An 18,416-nucleotide genomic window follows, 5' to 3' on the forward strand; every position below is an offset into this window, starting at 1 on the left:
TTGGGCATGACGACCTGGCATTCCAGCTACTTAATACCCAGTTGAAACTCCACCCGCAGGATGCCCGGCTGAAGCAACAGCTGGCCGCGATCCCGCGTAAAACCACGACGGTCACGACGGCGGCGCAACGTCTGGCGCGGGAAAATAACGCATTACAGCGCGCCATTTATCTCAAAGACTGGCGCAAAGCGGATGAAATCTTTGCGCGCAAGCACCGTCGCAAAATGCTGAATAGCGCCGAGAAAAAACAGTGGTTTAACGTCCTGATTGCTGGTGAACTGGACCAACGTCTACAGGCGCTTCAGGCCGAAGGTCTGTTCACCCGCGCCCCTGAACAGTTGGGTTGGGCCAGCACCCTGGCGACGCGAGGAGAAACGGCGAAGCTGCAGGCGTATCTCGCCACTCACCATCCGACGTTTGACCACGCCGGGCAGGAGACAAACTGGCTGTATCTGATCTCACGAAGCAATGCATCGCCACAGCTGCTCAAACAGTACCAGCCACAGTTTGCGACGAATGAAATCCTCGACAGGCTGAGTTGGCAGTTGATGCAAAACGGCCAGCATCGGCAAGCCGCGTCCCTGCTGCTTGAACACTATCCGTTCGCTGGCGCATCCCTGGAGACGGAAAAACTGATGCGTCGCCTCGCCGGTCTGCTGCAGCGTTATCCCGACCTGGCGACCCCCACGCAGATGGCTCGTCTGAGGGCGCCTTTGCCAACCACCACCTTACGCCAGTTACAAAGTCAGCTCCCCGGCGTGAACGCCGATTGCCAGACCACCCGCCAGCTTCTGGGCGATATGTCCCCACACTATGACGCCACGGCCTGGAACCAACTCGCGCAATGCGACCGCCATAGCCTGCCGGGCGTGGCGCTGTATGCTCTGCAACAGGCGCAAGCGCGTCAGCCGAGTGCCTATCAGCACCGGGCCGTGGCCTACCAGGCCTATGCGGTTGAGGATTACGCCACCGCGCTGCGCGCATGGAAATCACTGCCGGTGGCAGAAATGAGCGATGACGATTTGATGGCCGCCGCTAATACCGCTCAGGCCGCAAGTGATACCCGAGCGCGCGACCGTTGGCTGGATGAAGCGCAGACACGTGGGCTCGATAACCGCGAAAGCTGGTTGTGGCTCCATGCCCAACGCTACCTCCCTGCCCAGCCAGAATTAGCGCTGGCGGAACTCAATCGAGCCATCGCTATTCAGCCGACGGTAGCAACGTTGACCGCGCGTGCGACTGTCTACCGGGAACATCATCGCACAGAGGACGCTATCGCTGACCTGCAACAGGCTCTGCTCCTAGAGTCTGATAATAACGCCACACTGGCGGCACTGGGGTACGCCCTGTGGAGCAATCAGCAGTACGCTCAGTCCCGCGAGGTGCTGGAAAAAGCGCTCAAAGCCACCCCGGACGATCCACAGCTGATCCGCCAGGTCATGTATGTGAATGAGCGTTTAGGTGACATTCCACAGACGCAGCTTTATGCCCGTCAGGTCACCGATGAACTGAATGCCACTGCGGACGTCACGCCGTTAACTGCAGATCAAAATCAGGAACGCTACAACGTGCGTCGCCTGCATGAAGATATTGGCCGACGCTGGACCTTCAATTTTGATTCGTCGATTGGCCTGCGATCCGGGGCCAGAAGTTCAGCCAGCGCTCAACCCGGCGGCGCAGCTCCGGGGCAGAGCTATCGAAGCTACGGACAACTGGAAGCCGAATACCGCCTGGGCCGCAATATGCTGGTCGAGGGCGATATGCTGTCAGTCTACACCCGCCTGTTTGCCGATACCGGCGACAGCGGCGTCATGCTACCCGTGAAAAATCCGATGCTCGGGGCTGGCCTTCGCTGGAAACCGTTACACGATCAGACCTTCTTTTTGGCGGTGGAAGAGCAGTTCCCGCTGGATAAGCATCATGGCAAAACTGACACCATGCTGCGCGCCAGCGCCTCGTTCTTCAATGGCGGTAAATACAGCGATGAGTGGCATCCGAACGGCAGCGGCTGGTTTGCGCAGAACCTCTATCTCGATGCCGCGCAGTATGTGCGGCAGGATATTCAGGCCTGGACCGCCGACTATCGTGCCAGCTGGCATCAAAAAGTGGCATCCAACCAGACTCTCGAACCTTACGCTCACCTGCAGATTAACGGCTACCGCGATGGCCATACGGAAGGCGCTCAACTGGGTGGGATCGGCGTCCGCTGGAATATCTGGACCAGTCAGACGCAGTACGACGCCTGGCCGCATAAAGTCAGTCTGGGCCTCGAGTATCAGCGCACCTTCAAAACCATTAATCAGGAAGCAGGCGAGCGAAACAACGCTTTCTTAACCGTAGGAGTTCACTGGTAATGCTGAAAGTTCGTCATCTTTTACTGCTGATGATGCTGGTCAGCCCGTGGACGCATGCAATGAAAGCGATTTTCTGGCAACCGCAGCTGCGGGACAACACGGTGTCCAGCCCGCAATGGGCCACATTAATGCAGTCGTTGCGGGGTGAAGGCTTTGACACCCTGGTGTTGCAGTGGACGCAGTATGGCAGCGCGTTCGCCGATAAAAGTAGCAGTGAGCGACTTCAGCAGCGGGCCACCGCCGCCCAGGCCGCAGGGCTAAAAGTGATCGTGGGTCTCAACGCCGACCCTGAGTTTTTCACCCGGCAAAAGCAACCTGCCGCCGCGCTGAGTCACTATCTTGGCCGCCTGCGGGTCGCCGATATGCAACAGGCAAAACGCTGGACTGAGCGCGCAGATTTTCACCCCGACGGCTGGTATCTCAGTGCCGAAATCGACGATTTGAACTGGCGTAATCCTCAGGCCAGAGAACAACTGCTGCAATGGCTGGGCGATACGCGCCAGCAGCTGGCGCAGGTCGAGAATAAACCGGTGTATATCAGCAGCTTCTTCGCCGGACATATGACCCCGGCAAGCTATGCCGAAATGCTTACTGAAATTGAACAGCGCGGTATCGGCGTGTGGGTGCAGGACGGCTATGGGGTGAAGACGCTGACCCCGCCGCAACGACGGCTCTATCTGGACAGCGCCGCCGGTTGTCAGCCCACTACGCCTGCCCGTGGTGTTGTATACGAGCTGTTTCAGACCCAGCCGGGAAAGACGTTTAGTGCCACATCATTGGCACCAGAAGAGCTTAAAGCACGTCTGAGGCAAAAACCGAACTGTGGTAAAGACAGGCTCTATTTTTCGCTACGCTATTTACCGCTGGCGAAAGATTTGTTGGGGAGGTGAAGGGTTTGGGGAAGATGAAATGGTGCCGATAATAGGAGCAAAAAACCAACATAAAGATATTAATTTTTAATAACTTTGTTTTATTCGATCTTTTAGCATCCCCTCATAAGTACCCCCAAATGTCGGTATGCCGAACAGCTCTTTTTTTTAGTAGAGTTCAAAAGTATCAGGTATCAGCCTTGATATCTGAAATCATTCCTGTGGCATCTGGGGCTACTACTGGGACGAATTCTTGTTCACACGTTCATTCACCCGCCATAGATTTCATCGGATGCATTACAGCGTTTATTGCTGGGTTGCTCAACAAAGAGTTTGCTTCATCATCTTGTTTACTTGAGTGACCAGGGGCATATCCCCAGCCAAAAATGAGCGGATCGCACTGTCGATAATCTCGCGAGTGAGCACAGACTCATCCACGATGATTTGCAAACCAATGCCGCTACGATAGCCAGATTGAATACGGTAGCCAGGAGTAACTACAGGCGGATTATCGCGCATGACCTCGGCCAAGCGTTTATCAATGTAGTCGAAATAGGTTAACCCACCGAATTGAGGATAAGAAACGCGGGTACGTTCTACCACCGTATGGCCAACCACCTTCCCTTTCGCATTGTAGTTTGGCGTTGTCTCCATACGGGCTTCATCTTCCTGCTGGTTTTGGCTCAACATGGCATGCGCTTCTTCAAAAACCAGATTTTCCACAATATCCGCACGCGCCACGTCAATGGTAATGATTTCCGCATTCCAGTACATATCGGGCGAATTACCCAAGAATAAAACATCGCTCCAGGTCCACACCCAACCCGCAGCAATGGCCTCTGCATTTTCAGAATCGCAATCATCATAATGCAGCCCTCCGCAGCGGTGACGCTCGCGGTGGATCAGATTCTTGACGTGTTGTGTCCGGGCACGACGCCGACGGCGGGAAAGAGTATTAAATGGTTTGTTTCTGCGGATCATGGTTCGCTCTGCGCGTGGTCGCTGGGAGGAATCCAGCCGCACAGTTTAGCTAATGGAAATAAGGAAATCTACTTGCTAACAAGAGGGCCATTATGAAGACATGACTAACATCGCGGTGTGTTAATCAACGGGGAGCAGGTCACGGAAGCATCGCCGTACAACCTCGAACTAACCGAACAGCTTCGAGAGCGTCTGGAAGATGCCGAAGTTCGACAGCAATCCAAGCGAGGGCCATAACCATGGGTACGATCGAAGCCGAAAGGTCACTGTCCTCCTCGGCTTCGATGAACATCGAAGCCATTGCAAAAATGCATGTAGCCCGCGCAGCCCAGAGCAATCCGGCACTACGATAAGCAAACGTGAGCAGTTGCAGCGCTTCGATCAGAGAATCGGCATATTCTTTTTTAGTGAGTTGCCGCGCGGCTTTGCCCAACAAACGAATGATTTCGAAGTTATCTTCGAAATCGAGTTGTTGCGCTCGCTTGAGAAGCACTAACGCCCCCTGAGCCTCACCGGTACGTTCAGAAACAAACGCTGCTACCTCGTCAACCAGTTGGACATAACTATTGTCCTTACCGGCGACGAGCCCGAACACCTCAATCATTTTAGTCAAACGCTCAGCAGAAAACTCACCGAGACCTCTCGCACGCTTGACGACATCCGAGAACTGCGGCCATAGCGAACTCAGTTTTTCAGTATCTTGTTTAAGTATCGCCTGATTGACTTCTATGACGAGTAACGACGACAGGGCCTCCAAGGCATTATTTGGACGTTCTTTATTCTCAGCAATTAGCTTTAACCTCTCGGTCAATCTAGATGCTCGCTCTTCAAGCCTAGCCTCTTCGACCGTCAAATGCTGATGAATGACCGAGTTGAATAGCAATTGTACTAGATTACAAAGAAACTCAAGGTTTATGGCGTGATCCGTGTCGCTCACCAGATTCGCAAACTCGTCGTACCTTCCGTTCAAATACGCGATGTCATCGAACCACCAAAAGGCGGTCCAGATGGACTCGTAGTGCGCTTCCAACTTCTGGCGATAAGTTCCATCTTGTTCAGCGAGTCGAATTGCACGAGCAAACCGACCATCTGTCTCGATTCGTGGGAGCTCTAGATTACGCGACAACTTAGCTGCCACCAGAGATTCCGTAACTCGTTGCATTTTCATCCCAGAAAATGCCTCCGGATTGCCGAGCGTTTTCTCGATGTCTTCAAGTTGCTGTGAGCGGGAGTAATCTGTGGGCCCCAGACGCCTTGAGCCTGCAACCTCCTGCCCTACACCAAGGTAATTAAAGGCTAGGTCCTTACGATCATTACTGACGACCTGATCAACAATCCAACTCCGGTCAAGAATAGTGATGGTCACACCGTACTGTTTCGAAAGTTCATCCTCGACGCGGGCGCGATCCTTCGCCCGAGCGAACTGCGCTGTTACACAATAAACTTTCTGATAGCCACGCTGCGTAGCCACAATGCCTGCAACGTCATTGCGAACTTTCTCCGCCCACTTTCTCTTAGCACTGAAAGCGAATGCCCAACGCTCCTGTGCAGCATTTGCGTCCCCCACATACGTGAGAGTAGCAATCTCGTCGGCAATCGGAATAGTTTCTGAATCAGCTTTGCTGTCCCCTCCTCCCTCCGGACCGGTAGCAGGCTTCAAGTTTGGACAGATCGTGCGTTCGCACAACTTGCGACAAAATATCTCGAAATCATGGGTCTGGTTACGCGATGTAATACTATCGAGGTGGTACTCAAGTGCCGAGGCATCGAGCTGATATGCTGTGCGATCGCTGGTATCCGAGTAAAATTCAGGACGCAGTTCGCGCATGAATTTTGATGGCGCCACCCCTTTTTCTTGTTCTCTTTCAGCCATTCATTACCTCTTAAATACGAGTTCCACCATCGTATACATGCGAAGAAAATGTTCGAGAATGCCGCCATGCACTTTTGCGTCAAGCGTAGGATTCCATCACCTCTAAACCAATGCTCCCCGCTCGTTGTAACCAGAGTGTAAAGCGAGAACGTTTACCTATTCCCGAACAACTCATTTTTTATACAAAAAAAGATATTGAATTAGCCATCAAGATGCCTTAATGGCTGTTTTTTTTTGCTATGTTTGCTTCGTGATATTTACTTTTACAACAATTTTCCCATTTCTAGCCCATCAATAAAATTCCCGTACCACTGTATCATCTCCCTCCTTCCTTCCAGATACAACGCATGGTTATACGTCCCACGAATTGCATTCTTATCGACATGCGCAAGCTGGGTTTCAATCCATGCCGTATTGAACCCTTCCTCATGCAAAATCGTACTCATCGTATGGCGGAAACCATGCCCCGTTACCTTCCCCGTATATCCAATCCGCTTAAACACCTGATTAATACTCGCTTCACTCATCGTCTTGCGGGGATCATTACGTCCCGGGAACACCAGTGGATATCGCCCTGACATCACTTTGAGTTGCTGTACGATTTCCAGCGCTTGGGTAGAGAGGGGGACAAGGTGAGGCCGTTTCATCTTCATACGCTCTGTAGGGATTTCCCATACCGCTTTCTCAAGATCAAATTCACTCCAGAAAGCACCTCGGAGCTCGCCAGTACGAACTCCTGTAAGGATCAGCAGACGAGCGGCAAGAACAACTAACGGGCTTCCTGTGTAGCCTGCGAGAGCTTTAAAGAATTCTGGTAACTCCTCAACAGTAAGGAAGGGATAATGCTTCGATTCATGCCCTGACATTGCACTGGTAAGATCCGCTGCAGGATTGTATTCCGCACGACCGGTAACGATGGCGTAACGAAAGACTTCACTGCAACGCTGGCGAACCTTCTTGGCCTTCTCTGTCGCGCCACGGCTTTCCATTCGACGTAGCACATTCAGCAGAACCAAAGGCTTGATGTCATTCACCGGCAGTTGGCCAATATAAGGGAAAATATCTTTATTGAAGGCTTCGATAATGTCGGAGGCATAACCTTCTGACCACCGGCTCACCTTCGTTCCGTGCCATTCAAGTGCCACAGCCTGAAACGTATTATTGAGCTGCACATCGCGAACCAACTTTTCTTCTTTCTTGGCAAACGATGGATCGATACCTTCGGCCAGCTTTTTCTTGGCTTCATCACGTAGTGCCCTCGCTTGTGCAAGGGACACTGCCGGATAGACACCAAAAGCTATACGTTTCTCTTTTCCATTGAAGCGATATTTCATCCGCCAGTATCGAGAACCAGAAGGAACAACTTCAAGATACAAGCCTGCACCATCTGCTAGCTTGTAGGCTTTCTCTCTGGGTTTAGCAGCATCTACCTGTCGTGCATTAAGCTTCATTGGGGGCATCTCCCTGGACCGAACACAGAATGCCCCCACTTATGCCCCCAACTGCGACTTGATTTCGGTTGAGTCCAGTTGATAACAGGAGATAAGATACGGGCCAGAAACCGCAGTATACGGGCTTTTAGTTGATTTCGGTAGACTTGGGAAGAGTTTGAAATGGTGCCGATAATAGGAGTCGAACCTACGACCTTCGCATTACGAATGCGCTGCTCTACCAACTGAGCTATATCGGCACTGATACGGCAAAACACAGGGGATGTGCTTCGGGGTAAAAGGTTAAAACTCTGCGGGTGATGCGTCAATGGCCTTATGAATCAAACGCCTATTTTTGCATCACCCGTTTTTTAGTTAAGCACGAATTGTATCGTCGCCGAAGCCTATCCACTTATAGGTGGTCAGGGCTTCGAGGCCCATCGGGCCGCGCGCGTGCAGTTTCTGTGTGCTCACCGCCACTTCTGCGCCGAGGCCAAACTGGCCGCCGTCAGTGAAGCGGGTCGACGCATTGACGTACACCGCCGAAGAGTCGACTTCGTTGATAAAGCGGTCGGCGTGACGCAACGTGCGGGTCAGGATCGCATCAGAGTGCTGCGTGCCGTGCTGGCGAATATGCGCAATGGCGTCGTCCAGGTCATCAACCAGTTTGACGTTTAAATCCAGCGACAGATATTCGTCGTCATATTGCTGGCTCTCCACCGGCACCACGCTCGCCGGGCCATTGCGCAACGGGGTCAGCGCGTTGGCATCCGCGTGCAGCGTCACGCCGCTCTCGGCCATCTGCTTGCTCATTGCAGGCAGGAAGGTGTCGGCAATCGCCTTATGCACCAGCAGCGTTTCCACGGTATTACAGGTGCTTGGGCGCTGGGTTTTGGCATTGACGATAATCTTCAGCGCCGGTTCAAACTCTGCCGAATCATCAACGTAAATATGGCACACGCCAATCCCGCCGGTGATCACCGGTATGGTCGATTGCTCGCGGCACAGCTTGTGCAGGCCAGCGCCGCCGCGTGGGATCAACATGTCGATGTATTTATCCATGCGCAGCATTTCACTGACCAACGCGCGATCCGGGCTTTCAATCGCCTGCACCGCACCAGCCGGTAAGCCGCACTCTTCCAGCGCCTGCTGGATAACCTTCACGGTGGCCGCATTGGTGCGCCAGGTCTCTTTCCCGCCGCGCAGGATCGCCGCGTTGCCGGTTTTCAGGCACAGGGATGCGACGTCGACGGTAACGTTCGGCCGTGCTTCATAGATAACCCCAACCACACCAAGCGGGACGCGGCGACGTTCGATGCGCAGGCCGCTGTCGAGTTGCCCACCGTCAATCACTTGCCCAACCGGATCGGCCAGTTTACACACCTGACGCACGTCATCGGCAATGCTTTTTAAACGCGCTGGTGTGAGCGCCAGGCGGTCAAGCAGCGCCTCGCTCAGGCCATTGGCACGCGCGTCGTCGAGATCCTGGGCGTTAGCACGCAGGATGATATCGGTCTGTGCTTCCAGATAATCAGCAATCTTTTCCAGAACCTGATTCTTTTCACGCCCTGAAAGCTGCGCCAGTTTGTACGAGGCCGCTTTAGCAGCGATGCCCATTTGTTCCAGCATTACAGGCTCCTTAACGGGTGATCATGTCGTCGCGATGGACGGCAACAGGGCCATATTCATAGCCGAGAATGGCGTCGATTTGCTGCGAATGATGTCCGGCAATCCGGCGCAGCGCATCGCTGTTATAGCGGCTGACGCCGTGGGCGATATCGCGACCGTCGAGAGTTCGAATACGGATCACTTCACCACGGGAGAAGTTGCCTGTCACGCTTTTAATTCCTTTTGGAAGTAATGAGCTTCCTCTTTCCAGAATCGCGGAGACGGCCCCTTCATCAACGGTAATTTCACCGGCCGGTGGTGCGCCGAAAATCCAGCGTTTTCGGGTTTCCAGCGGTGAGGTCTGCGCGTGGAAACGGGTGCCGACGGCGATGCCTTCCATCACATCGCCAATCACGCCAGGACGGCTGCCCGCAGCGATGATGGTGTCGATTCCCGCACGGCATGCGACGTCCGCTGCCTGCAGTTTAGTGCCCATGCCGCCGGTGCCGAGGCCGGAAACACTGTCTCCGGCAATCGCCCGCAGCGCGTCGTCGATGCCGTGTACGTCCTGGATCAGTTCGGCCTGTGGATTGGTACGCGGATCAGCGGTATACAACCCCTGCTGATCGGTAAGCAGCAGCAGTTTGTCCGCACCCGCCAGAATAGCCGCCAGGGCCGACAGATTATCGTTATCACCGACTTTAATTTCAGCGGTGGCGACGGCGTCGTTTTCGTTAATCACTGGCACGATATGGTTATCGAGCAGTGCGCGCAGGGTGTCACGCGCGTTAAGGAAACGCTCTCTGTCTTCCATGTCTGCTCGGGTCAGCAGCATCTGGCCGACGTGAATGCCATAGATGGAAAACATCTGTTCCCAAAGCTGGATCAGACGACTCTGGCCGACCGCAGCCAGCAGCTGTTTTGAGGCGATAGTGGCAGGGAGTTCCGGGTAGCCAAGATGTTCGCGCCCGGCGGCAATCGCGCCAGACGTGACGATTACAATCCGATGCCCTGCGGCATGTAGCTGCGCGCACTGACGCACTAATTCAACGATATGGGCGCGATTAAGGCGGCGCGAGCCCCCGGTTAAAACACTGGTACCCAGTTTAATGACCAGCGTCTGGCTGTCACTCATGATTCTCTGCCATTCATCATTACGAAAAAGACGTTGTAACAGGACTCAGGCCACTTGCCAACTCCCCGAAGGCGTTGCGTGGCACTTTGTTGCGCGGGATCAGGAAGCGTAGCGGCAGAAAATGACTTTTTTATGACAGAAACACGCGATAACAGTTATTTAAAATTATTCTTACTTTGTCATAAAACTTTCATTTCGCAGAGTTACAACCCTTCCTGTTTTTTAAATCGGGCGAGTTCCCAAATTTTAGCGCGTATTTTGAACAGGGTTGAAAATGAAAAAAAGCACACTGGCATTAATGGTACTGGGCGTAATCTCTTCCACCGCTGCACAGGCCGCAGAAATCTACAATAAAGATGGTAATAAATTAGATCTGTATGGCCGCGTTAAAGCTGAGCATTATATGAGCGATAACGATGCTGTGGACGGTGACCAGTCTTATATTCGTCTGGGCTTTAAGGGCCAAACCCAAATTAACGATCAGCTGACCGGTTTTGGTCAGTGGGAATACCAGGTTGCCGCCAACAAAGTGGAAGGTGACCCGGCGACCACCAAAACCCGTCTGGCGTTTGCTGGCCTGAAAGCGGGTGACATTGGCTCATTCGACTACGGTCGCAACTACGGCGTGCTGTACAACGTCGCGGCTTACACGGATATGATCCCGGAATTCGGGGATGACTCCTTCGTGAAAACTGACAACTTCATGACCGGCCGCGGTAACGGCATGGCGACCTACCGCAACAACAACTTCTTTGGCCTGGTTGATGGTCTGAAGCTGGCGCTCCAGTATCAGGGCAAGAACGAGAACGACGGCCGCGCGGCAACCAAGGCGAACGGTGACGGCTTCGGTACTTCTCTGAGCTATGACTTCGGCGATTCTGGTTTCACCCTCGGCGCGGCCTATTCTAATTCCAACCGTACGCTGACCCAGCAGGACGGAACCTTCGGCAAAGGGTCTGACGCAGAAGCCTGGACCACCGGCTTTAAATATGACGCAAACAGCGTTTACCTGGCGGCGATTTATGCGGAAACCCGTAATATGACGCCAATTTCTGGTACCGCTTCTATCGGTGGTGTGGATACTAAAGTCAGCGGCTTCGCGAATAAAAACCAGGCGTTAGAACTGGTCGCGCAATATCAATTTGACTTTGGTCTGCGTCCGTCCATCGGTTATGTCCAGTCTAAAGGTAAGGATATTGAGGGCGTGGGCGATGCGGATCTGGTGAAATATATCGACGTGGCGGCCACCTACTACTTCAATAAAAATATGTCAGCCTTTGTTGATTATAAAATCAACCAGCTGAGCGACGATAATAAACTGGCACTGAATAACGACGACGTAGTGGCATTGGGTCTGGTTTATCAGTTCTGATTCTCTCCAAAGTAAAAGGCCCTTCAGTGATGAAGGGCCTTTTTTATGTGTTTCGCTTTTTACGCCGACAATCTGACCGGCTGTTTCACATCATCCGCAGGTTCGAGTGCCAGATCGAACGTCTTCAACAGATCGCGGGCACGAACGTGAAAATCACGCAGCGTCTGCTCCAGACGAGCGGTGACTTCAGCATCTTTGATAGCCGTAGGCTGCCAGTGACCTTCTTTATTGAACAGGCCAAACTGGTAGCTGTAGGTAAAATGCTTCTCGTGCGCTTCCATTTCCAGCCACCAGCCCCAGAATTCACGCAGCTCCGGTGCGGGTTTGACATTGACGCAGACGGCCAGGCAATCGAAAAAGAAGCGATTATCCTCACACTGCTCTTCGCGGATATACGGGCCAAGGGCAGTGAATTTCTTGATCAGTTTACTCTTCGGGTGTCCACTCGGTAACGTCATTACAGTCTCCTTTAGTGATGTAACTGTTTTACCAAATCAATAGAATTTAGCAATCTATTAACTAAATCTCTGATTGATCCATCCGGCAATTTCTTTCAACGCTTTATCGAAATTGCGGTAAACCGGCTTGAATGGGATCTGCATCAGCTTGCCATCCGCAGATGACGAGGTGATTAAGCGCGACTCTTCTTCCGGGCTAAACGGATCGTTCTGCCAGTAGCCGGACAGCATTGGCGTCGGGCACCGACGACCCAATAGCCCCTGCGTTTTCAACGAGTAGCGGTTAAGCTCAACGCGCAGCGCATCGTCGGAGGCATCATGCATGCCCAGACGCGAAGCCAACACGTCGAGATACATCTCCGGCACATGACTCTGCCGCTGCGGGTCACTCAACAAACCGTGAACCACCGGCCCCAGACACGCCACCGCTTTCAGACGCGATGATTCCAGATACGCTAGGCGTACCGCCACGTTCGCCCCGAAGCGGAAGCCAAACGCCGCGACGCGCGTGTGATCGACCCACGGAATGTTCGGCAGCGATTTCAGTACCTGCTGATGCAGGAAGCTGGAATCCTGAGTCAGTTTCCATTTCGACGAGAAGCCAATCGACGGCATATCCAGGGTCAGCATGGCTATCCCGAGCGGGGCAAGGTATCGCTCGAACAGGCTGTAGTTGTCGCTTTGCAAGGCATCCAGCCCGCCGCACATCAGCACCGTCGGGAAGGGTCCTTCGCCCGGCGGCATGTGCAGGAAGCCGCTCACCGATGCGCCGCCAGGAATGGTGAATTCGAGTTCACGCATTGAGCCGGGTAAACGCTGGGCGGCTTCTTCATAAGCCCGATTGGCCAGCGCCTGAGCCTGTTCGGCCAGGTCGTCGCCTTTCAGGTGCGGGTACGCGGCAATGCTGTAGAGATTAGAGGCATGCAGCCAGTGGCGGCCGCTGAGCGCATCGTCCTGTTCCTGCCCGGCTTTTTGCTGCCAGAGCATTGCCTGCTTAGACCATTCGTAGATCCAGTTCCCGCCGCGATAGCCCACTACGGTGTCGTACAGATCTTCGTTGGTGCGCTCATTGCTGCTCATGACGATGCGCGCCTGCACGTCGAGGATTTCCTGGGGCGAGACGCCGCGCCAGACCCACATCAGGCGGTTCATCATCCGATACCAGTGCGGCACATTTTTGCCGTCCAGTGCAGATTGCACCGCCGTTTCGGTGCCATGATTGAAGCGACGCACCAGCGTCGAGGTTTCCGGGTGCTTGAAACGTGGTTTAAAGAGAACTTCGCTGAGATTGGCTTCTGGCATCGCATAGACTCCATTAATACGACATAGCGTCTATTGTAACTCGCCCGGCGCTAAAAAGAACAACGCCCGGTAAACCGGGCGTTGTGATTTGTGATTTTTTTGTCAGCTGCGTGGATTAACGGCTGCTGATAGGCGGAACGAACACCACGCCCATATCCCACGGCTGCTCAATCCAGGTATCCTGCGGGATATCAATCACGTAGTCATCAACCAGCGGCTGACCTGCCGGCTTAGCGAAGATAGTGACGAAATGCGCTTTTGGATACATTTCACGGATAGCCACCGCGGTGCCGCCAGTGTCGACCAGATCGTCAATCACGATAAAGCCTTCACCATCGCCTTCCGCACGCTTGAGCACTTTCAGCTCGCGCTGGTTGTCGTGGTCGTAGCTGGAAATGCAGACGGTGTCCACATGACGAATACCCAGTTCACGCGCCAGCAGAGCGCCCGGTACCAGGCCTCCACGGCTAACGGCAATAATGCCTTTCCACTGCTCGGAGGGCATCAGGCGCGCGGCCAGTTTGCGTGCATGGATCTGCAACATGTCCCAGGTGACGACGTATTTTTCGCTCATGTGATTGTATCCCAGCCTGTTAATACGGCTTAAAAAATGTTCGGGGTGATTCCAGGTTGCGCGAGATTATAGAGATCTGGCGCACTAAAAACCAGTGCTTAACGGCCTTGCAGGGAGTTTTTGCACAGCCTGTACTAGCAGAGACAGCAGAAAGTGGTATTCTCAACGGCATCTCGCAAGTCAGGCCAGCGGCCTGGTTGTCATTGCTAACCCATTACCTGCAAGTCACTTTTGCAGGAGCCGTAAGGAGACTTACCGTGTCTGAACTGTCTCAATTATCCCCGCAGCCGCTGTGGGATATTTTTGCCAAAATCTGTTCCATTCCCCACCCGTCCTATCACGAAGAACAGCTTGCCGAACACATCATGGGCTGGGCGAAGGAAAAAGGTCTGCACGCAGAGCGCGACCAGGTCGGTAACATCCTGATCCGTAAAGACGCCACTAAGGGCATGGAAAACCGTAAAGCGGTGGTCATGCAGGCGCACCTCGATATGGTGCCGCAGAAAAACAACGACACCGTACACGACTTCACTAAAGATCCGATTCAGCCGTACATTGACGGCGAGTGGGTGAAAGCCCGCGGCACCACGCTGGGTGCAGATAACGGCATCGGTATGGCCTCTGCGCTGGCGGTGCTGGCTGATGACACCGTGGAACACGGTCCTCTGGAAGTGCTGCTGACCATGACCGAAGAAGCGGGCATGGACGGGGCATTTGGTTTACAGGCAAACTGGCTGCAGGCTGACATTCTGATCAACACCGATTCTGAAGAAGAAGGTGAGATCTACATGGGCTGCGCGGGCGGGATCGATTTCATCACCACCCTGCCGCTGACCCGTGAAGCGATTCCTGCGGGCTTCCAGAGCTTTAAGCTGACGCTGAAAGGCCTGAAAGGCGGTCACTCCGGCGGCGACATTCATTTAGGTCTGGGCAATGCCAACAAACTGCTGGCGCGCTTCCTGGCCGGTCACGCAGCAGAATTAGACCTCCGTCTGGTGGATTTCAACGGCGGCACCCTGCGTAACGCCATCCCACGTGAAGCCTTCACCACCGTTGCCGTTCCGGCAGCAAAAGTGGAAACCCTGAAAGCGCTGGCTGATGAGTACCTCTCAATCCTGAAAAACGAACTGGCGGCGAAAGAGAAGAATCTGACCGTGGTTCTGGAAGCCGTGAGCGCGGATAAAAATGCCCTGAGCGAAAAATCTCGCGATACCTTCATTCAGTTGCTGAATGCCACCCCGAACGGCGTGATCCGTAATTCCGACGTGGCGAAAGGCGTGGTTGAAACCTCTCTGAACGTCGGCGTGGTCACCATGCATGACGACAACGTGGAAATCATCTGCCTGATCCGTTCCCTGATCGACAGCGGTAAAGACTACGTGGTCAGCATGCTGGAGTCGCTGGGTAAAATGGCGGGCGCGCAAACGGCACCGAAAGGCGGTTACCCGGGCTGGCAGCCAGATGCGAACTCCCCGGTTATGCACCTGGTACGTGAAACCTATCTGCGTCTGTTCAACAAAACCCCGAACATTCAGATTATCCACGCCGGTCTGGAATGCGGTCTGTTCAAAAAACCGTACCCGGACATGGACATGGTTTCCATCGGACCAACCATCACCGGACCACACTCCCCGGATGAGCAGGTTCATATCGAAAGCGTGGGCCAGTACTGGACCCTGCTGACCGAACTGCTGAAATCTATTCCAGCGAAGTAAGTCTTTGATATTGCCCGATGGCGCTGGCGCTTATCGGGCCTACAAAACCTGTAGGCCGATGCCAGCTTAGCGCCGCCGGGCATTCAACCACGCTACAATCCCAACACCAACTGTCTTTCAAGCTGCGGATCGAGCAGCGTGACGTGTAATCCCACCAGCCGTACTCCGCGTCCACCGCGTCGTTCATGCCAGGCTTTATAGGCCGTGGCAATCAAATCTTCCTGATTGAGCTTCGGCCAGACGTGCTCCTGCGTGGTCTGCTGAAAATCGTTGAACTTGAGTTTTACGCCCTGACGGGCAATCAACAGATCCGGTTTAACCTTCGCCAGCCGACGCTCCAGTTCGGGATAAAGCTGTCGGGTGATGATCGCTTCGCAGTCTGCCCATTCATGAATGTCCTCCGCCAGCGTGCGCTCAACGCCAACCGATTTGCGCAGTCGCTCGTTGTTGACATCGCGCTCGTCGATGCCGTTACTGCGCTCCCACAGCACCCGACCAAATTTGCCAAAGCGTTTGAGTAGCATTGCCAAATCACTGTTCTGCACATCTTCACAGGTGCGCAGTCCCATGCCTTCGAGCTTGGCGGCAGAGACTTTCCCCACTCCCGGAATTTTCGACAGCGTCAGCGTTTTCAGGAACGCAGGCACTTCGTCAGGCGTTATCACGTACTGGCCGTTGGGCTTGTTGAGATCGGAGGCGATTTTGGCGAGAAACTTCACTGGGGCGACGCCCGCCGAGGCGGTGAGATTCAGTTCACGTTCGATGGTCTGGCGAATTTCCTGTGCCATCAGCGTGGCAGACCCCTGACAGTGCAGGCTGTCGGTCACATCGAGATAGGCTTCGTCGAGCGACAGCGGTTCAATCAGCGAGGTGTAGCGGGAGAAGATCTCCCGGATATGAATGGATGCCTCTTTATAGGCATCAAAGCGGCCCGGCAGCAGCGTCAGATGCGGGCAAAGTTTGAGAGCCATGCCGGTGGGCATTGCGCTGCGCACACCAAATTTACGCGCCGGATAATTGGCGGTGCTGATAACGCCGCGCCGTTCACGGCTGCCACCGATGGCAATCGGAATATCGCGCAGGGCTGGATTATCCCGCATTTCAACGGCGGCAAAAAAGCAGTCCATATCAACGTGGATAATTTTGCGCATACTCAGCCCTCACAGATTACTGTGTAAGTATACAGTATATTTATCAGGAATGAGAAGCGTGGGGTTTTGTAGGCCAGGTAAGCAGAGCGCCACCCGGCCTTTTTTGCCCGACGGCACTGCTTTTGCCGGGCCTACATCACGGACTAGAGGATACGGTTTTGCTGGCGCTGCGCTTCGCGGGCCATCCGTTTTTTCCGCGCATCGCAGGGTTCCGGACAGTCACACACTTTTTCCATCCCCAGCGACGAGATGCCGCCGCAGCTGCCCTGGATGCTTTTACGCTTCACCAGATAGCCGAGTGACATACCGAAGATGACCAGCACAAACACCACAAAGGTCGCCAGAAATACCGTTAACATCATCAGCCTCCAAAATCATCGAGCATGATGTTTTCATCCTCAACGCCAAGATCTTTCAGCATACGGATTACCGCCGCGTTCATCACCGGTGGCCCACACATATAGAACTCACAGTCTTCCGGCGCAGCGTGATGTTTGAGGTAGTTCTCATACAGGACGTTGTGAATGAACCCGGTATGCCCGGTCCAGTTATCTTCCGGCTGCGGATCGGACAGCGCCACGTGGAAGGTGAAGTTCGGGTTTTCCCGCGCCAGCTGTTCAAACTCCTCGTCGTAGAACATTTCACGCAGCGAACGCGCCCCATACCAGAAGCTGATTTTACGCTTGCTGCCCAGGCGCTTGAGCTGATCGAAAATGTGCGAACGCATCGGGGCCATCCCTGCGCCACCGCCGATAAATACCATTTCGGCGTCGGTATCTTTGGCAAAGAACTCACCAAACGGCCCGGAAATCGTCACCTTATCGCCCGCTTTCAGCGACCAGATGTAAGAGGACATAATACCCGGCGGCACATCCGGCGCTGACGGCGGCGGCGTGGCGATACGGACGTTAAGCATAATAATGCCTTTCTCATCCGGGTAGTTCGCCATCGAATAGGCGCGCAGCGTTGGCTCTTTGACTTCGGAAACATAGCGGAACAGATTGAATTTATCCCAGTCCCCGCGGTATTCGTCCGGCACGTCAAAATCGGCGTAGGCCACTTTGTGCGACGGGCACTCAATCTGAATATAGCCGCCCGCGCGGAACGGTACGCTTTCACCTTCCGGGATTGCCAGTTTGAGCTCTTTGATGAAGGTGGCTTTGTTATCATTGGAGATAACTTCGCATTCCCATTTCTTCACGCCAAAGATTTCTTCCGGCAGCTCAATTTTCATGTCCTGACGCACGGCGACCTGACACGCCAGACGGCAGCCCTCTTTCGCTTCACGCTTGCTGATGTGCGACAGTTCGGTCGGCAGAATATCGCCGCCGCCCTCTTTCACCGTCACCCGGCACTGGCCGCAGGAACCGCCCCCGCCGCAGGCAGACGACACGAAAATGCCGTTGCTCGACAGCGTGTTCAGCAGTTTGTCCCCCGCCGGGGTACGGATTTGCTTGTCGGCTTCGTTGTTGATTTCTATCACTACGTCGCCGGAATTCACCAGCTTCGCGCGCGCCGCCAGAATCAGCAGTGACAGCGCGAGAACAATCAGCGTGAACATCACCACGCCAAGAATAATTTCCATAACCTACGC

The 18,416-nt window shown here is 54.0% G+C and carries 14 protein-coding genes, 1 tRNA gene and 1 pseudogene; 4 read left to right on the forward strand and 12 right to left on the reverse strand.

Features of this window, described 5'->3' with window-relative positions:
- Window positions 1-38 precede the first annotated feature (38 nt).
- Window positions 39-2,354, forward strand: a pseudogene (locus ACG0Z5_RS14215) (NfrA family protein); the annotation flags it as partial.
- Window positions 2,354-3,244, forward strand: a complete 891-nt coding sequence (locus ACG0Z5_RS14220; protein WP_394448287.1) for a DUF4434 family protein — start codon at window positions 2,354-2,356, stop codon at window positions 3,242-3,244. The pseudogene ACG0Z5_RS14215 and the gene ACG0Z5_RS14220, both read left to right, overlap by 1 nt.
- Before the next feature lie 300 nt (window positions 3,245-3,544).
- On the opposite strand, the gene ACG0Z5_RS14225 is transcribed toward ACG0Z5_RS14220, so the two are convergent.
- The 6 genes from ACG0Z5_RS14225 to proB form a co-directional block, all read right to left on the reverse strand.
- A complete protein-coding gene (locus tag ACG0Z5_RS14225; protein WP_394448288.1) occupies window positions 3,545-4,204 on the reverse strand; it encodes a hypothetical protein in 660 nt (219 codons plus the stop codon).
- A 139-nt stretch (window positions 4,205-4,343) separates the two neighbouring features.
- Complete coding sequence (locus tag ACG0Z5_RS14230; RefSeq protein ID WP_394448290.1) at window positions 4,344-6,077, reverse strand: hypothetical protein; 1,734 nt, start codon at window positions 6,075-6,077, stop codon at window positions 4,344-4,346.
- Window positions 6,078-6,340: 263 nt separating this feature from the next.
- Window positions 6,341-7,528 (reverse strand): tyrosine-type recombinase/integrase, encoded by a 1,188-nt coding sequence (locus ACG0Z5_RS14235; protein WP_394448292.1) that lies wholly within the window; start codon window positions 7,526-7,528, stop codon window positions 6,341-6,343.
- A gap of 163 nt (window positions 7,529-7,691) precedes the next feature.
- A tRNA-Thr gene (locus ACG0Z5_RS14240) sits at window positions 7,692-7,767 on the reverse strand.
- Between the two features lie 115 nt (window positions 7,768-7,882).
- Window positions 7,883-9,136: a glutamate-5-semialdehyde dehydrogenase gene (gene proA, locus ACG0Z5_RS14245; RefSeq protein WP_394448293.1), complete on the reverse strand. Its 1,254-nt coding sequence runs from the start codon at window positions 9,134-9,136 to the stop codon at window positions 7,883-7,885.
- A gap of 10 nt (window positions 9,137-9,146) precedes the next feature.
- Window positions 9,147-10,250, reverse strand: a complete 1,104-nt coding sequence (proB, locus tag ACG0Z5_RS14250; protein WP_394448295.1) for a glutamate 5-kinase — start codon at window positions 10,248-10,250, stop codon at window positions 9,147-9,149.
- 274 nt (window positions 10,251-10,524) lie between these two features.
- Between proB and ACG0Z5_RS14255 the strand changes: the two genes are divergently transcribed.
- Window positions 10,525-11,622, forward strand: coding sequence for a porin (locus ACG0Z5_RS14255; protein ID WP_394448297.1), 1,098 nt, complete (start codon window positions 10,525-10,527; stop codon window positions 11,620-11,622).
- A 59-nt stretch (window positions 11,623-11,681) separates the two neighbouring features.
- Here ACG0Z5_RS14255 and crl read toward each other — a convergent pair whose 3' ends face one another.
- From crl to gpt, 3 genes are all read right to left on the reverse strand, one after another.
- Window positions 11,682-12,080: a sigma factor-binding protein Crl gene (gene crl / locus ACG0Z5_RS14260; protein ID WP_394448299.1), complete on the reverse strand. Its 399-nt coding sequence runs from the start codon at window positions 12,078-12,080 to the stop codon at window positions 11,682-11,684.
- Between the two features lie 57 nt (window positions 12,081-12,137).
- Entirely contained in the window at window positions 12,138-13,382 is a 1,245-nt protein-coding gene (gene frsA / locus ACG0Z5_RS14265; protein ID WP_394448301.1) for an esterase FrsA, read from the reverse strand.
- Window positions 13,383-13,497: 115 nt separating this feature from the next.
- Window positions 13,498-13,956 (reverse strand): xanthine phosphoribosyltransferase, encoded by a 459-nt coding sequence (gpt, locus tag ACG0Z5_RS14270; protein WP_097161350.1) that lies wholly within the window; start codon window positions 13,954-13,956, stop codon window positions 13,498-13,500.
- A gap of 257 nt (window positions 13,957-14,213) precedes the next feature.
- Between gpt and pepD the strand changes: the two genes are divergently transcribed.
- Window positions 14,214-15,671, forward strand: coding sequence for a cytosol nonspecific dipeptidase (gene pepD / locus ACG0Z5_RS14275; RefSeq protein ID WP_394448303.1), 1,458 nt, complete (start codon window positions 14,214-14,216; stop codon window positions 15,669-15,671).
- A gap of 92 nt (window positions 15,672-15,763) precedes the next feature.
- Here pepD and dinB read toward each other — a convergent pair whose 3' ends face one another.
- The 3 genes from dinB to nqrF all read right to left on the reverse strand — a co-directional run bounded on the left by dinB (window position 15,764) and on the right by nqrF (window position 18,407).
- On the reverse strand, window positions 15,764-16,822 hold the full coding sequence (gene dinB, locus ACG0Z5_RS14280; RefSeq protein WP_394448305.1) for a DNA polymerase IV: 1,059 nt from the start codon (window positions 16,820-16,822) through the stop codon (window positions 15,764-15,766).
- Window positions 16,823-16,965: 143 nt separating this feature from the next.
- Window positions 16,966-17,181: a (Na+)-NQR maturation NqrM gene (gene nqrM, locus ACG0Z5_RS14285; protein ID WP_394448428.1), complete on the reverse strand. Its 216-nt coding sequence runs from the start codon at window positions 17,179-17,181 to the stop codon at window positions 16,966-16,968.
- Window positions 17,182-17,183: 2 nt separating this feature from the next.
- Window positions 17,184-18,407 carry an NADH:ubiquinone reductase (Na(+)-transporting) subunit F gene (gene nqrF / locus ACG0Z5_RS14290; RefSeq protein ID WP_319626600.1) on the reverse strand — a complete coding sequence of 408 codons (1,224 nt, stop codon included), beginning with the start codon at window positions 18,405-18,407 and terminating at the stop codon, window positions 17,184-17,186.
- Between the last annotated feature and the right edge of the window lie 9 nt (window positions 18,408-18,416).

This window comes from Scandinavium sp. M-37 (assembly GCF_043558715.1).
Taxonomy (GTDB): domain Bacteria; phylum Pseudomonadota; class Gammaproteobacteria; order Enterobacterales; family Enterobacteriaceae; genus Scandinavium; species Scandinavium vulneris_A.

Bases quoted from the DNA above. Each gene is read 5' to 3' on its own strand.
- proB (WP_394448295.1), bottom strand. From the start codon at position 10,250: ATGAGTGACAGCCAGACGCTGGTCATTAAACTGGGTACCAGTGTTTTA.
- ACG0Z5_RS14225 (WP_394448288.1), bottom strand. From the start codon at position 4,204: ATGATCCGCAGAAACAAACCATTTAATACTCTTTCCCGCCGTCGGCGT.
- gpt (WP_097161350.1), bottom strand. From the start codon at position 13,956: ATGAGCGAAAAATACGTCGTCACCTGGGACATGTTGCAGATCCATGCA.
- ACG0Z5_RS14230 (WP_394448290.1), bottom strand. From the start codon at position 6,077: ATGGCTGAAAGAGAACAAGAAAAAGGGGTGGCGCCATCAAAATTCATG.
- nqrM (WP_394448428.1), bottom strand. From the start codon at position 17,181: ATGTTAACGGTATTTCTGGCGACCTTTGTGGTGTTTGTGCTGGTCATC.
- ACG0Z5_RS14255 (WP_394448297.1), top strand. From the start codon at position 10,525: ATGAAAAAAAGCACACTGGCATTAATGGTACTGGGCGTAATCTCTTCC.
- dinB (WP_394448305.1), bottom strand. From the start codon at position 16,822: ATGCGCAAAATTATCCACGTTGATATGGACTGCTTTTTTGCCGCCGTT.
- proA (WP_394448293.1), bottom strand. From the start codon at position 9,136: ATGCTGGAACAAATGGGCATCGCTGCTAAAGCGGCCTCGTACAAACTG.
- frsA (WP_394448301.1), bottom strand. From the start codon at position 13,382: ATGCCAGAAGCCAATCTCAGCGAAGTTCTCTTTAAACCACGTTTCAAG.
- crl (WP_394448299.1), bottom strand. From the start codon at position 12,080: ATGACGTTACCGAGTGGACACCCGAAGAGTAAACTGATCAAGAAATTC.
- nqrF (WP_319626600.1), bottom strand. From the start codon at position 18,407: ATGGAAATTATTCTTGGCGTGGTGATGTTCACGCTGATTGTTCTCGCG.
- ACG0Z5_RS14235 (WP_394448292.1), bottom strand. From the start codon at position 7,528: ATGAAGCTTAATGCACGACAGGTAGATGCTGCTAAACCCAGAGAGAAA.
- ACG0Z5_RS14220 (WP_394448287.1), top strand. From the start codon at position 2,354: ATGCTGAAAGTTCGTCATCTTTTACTGCTGATGATGCTGGTCAGCCCG.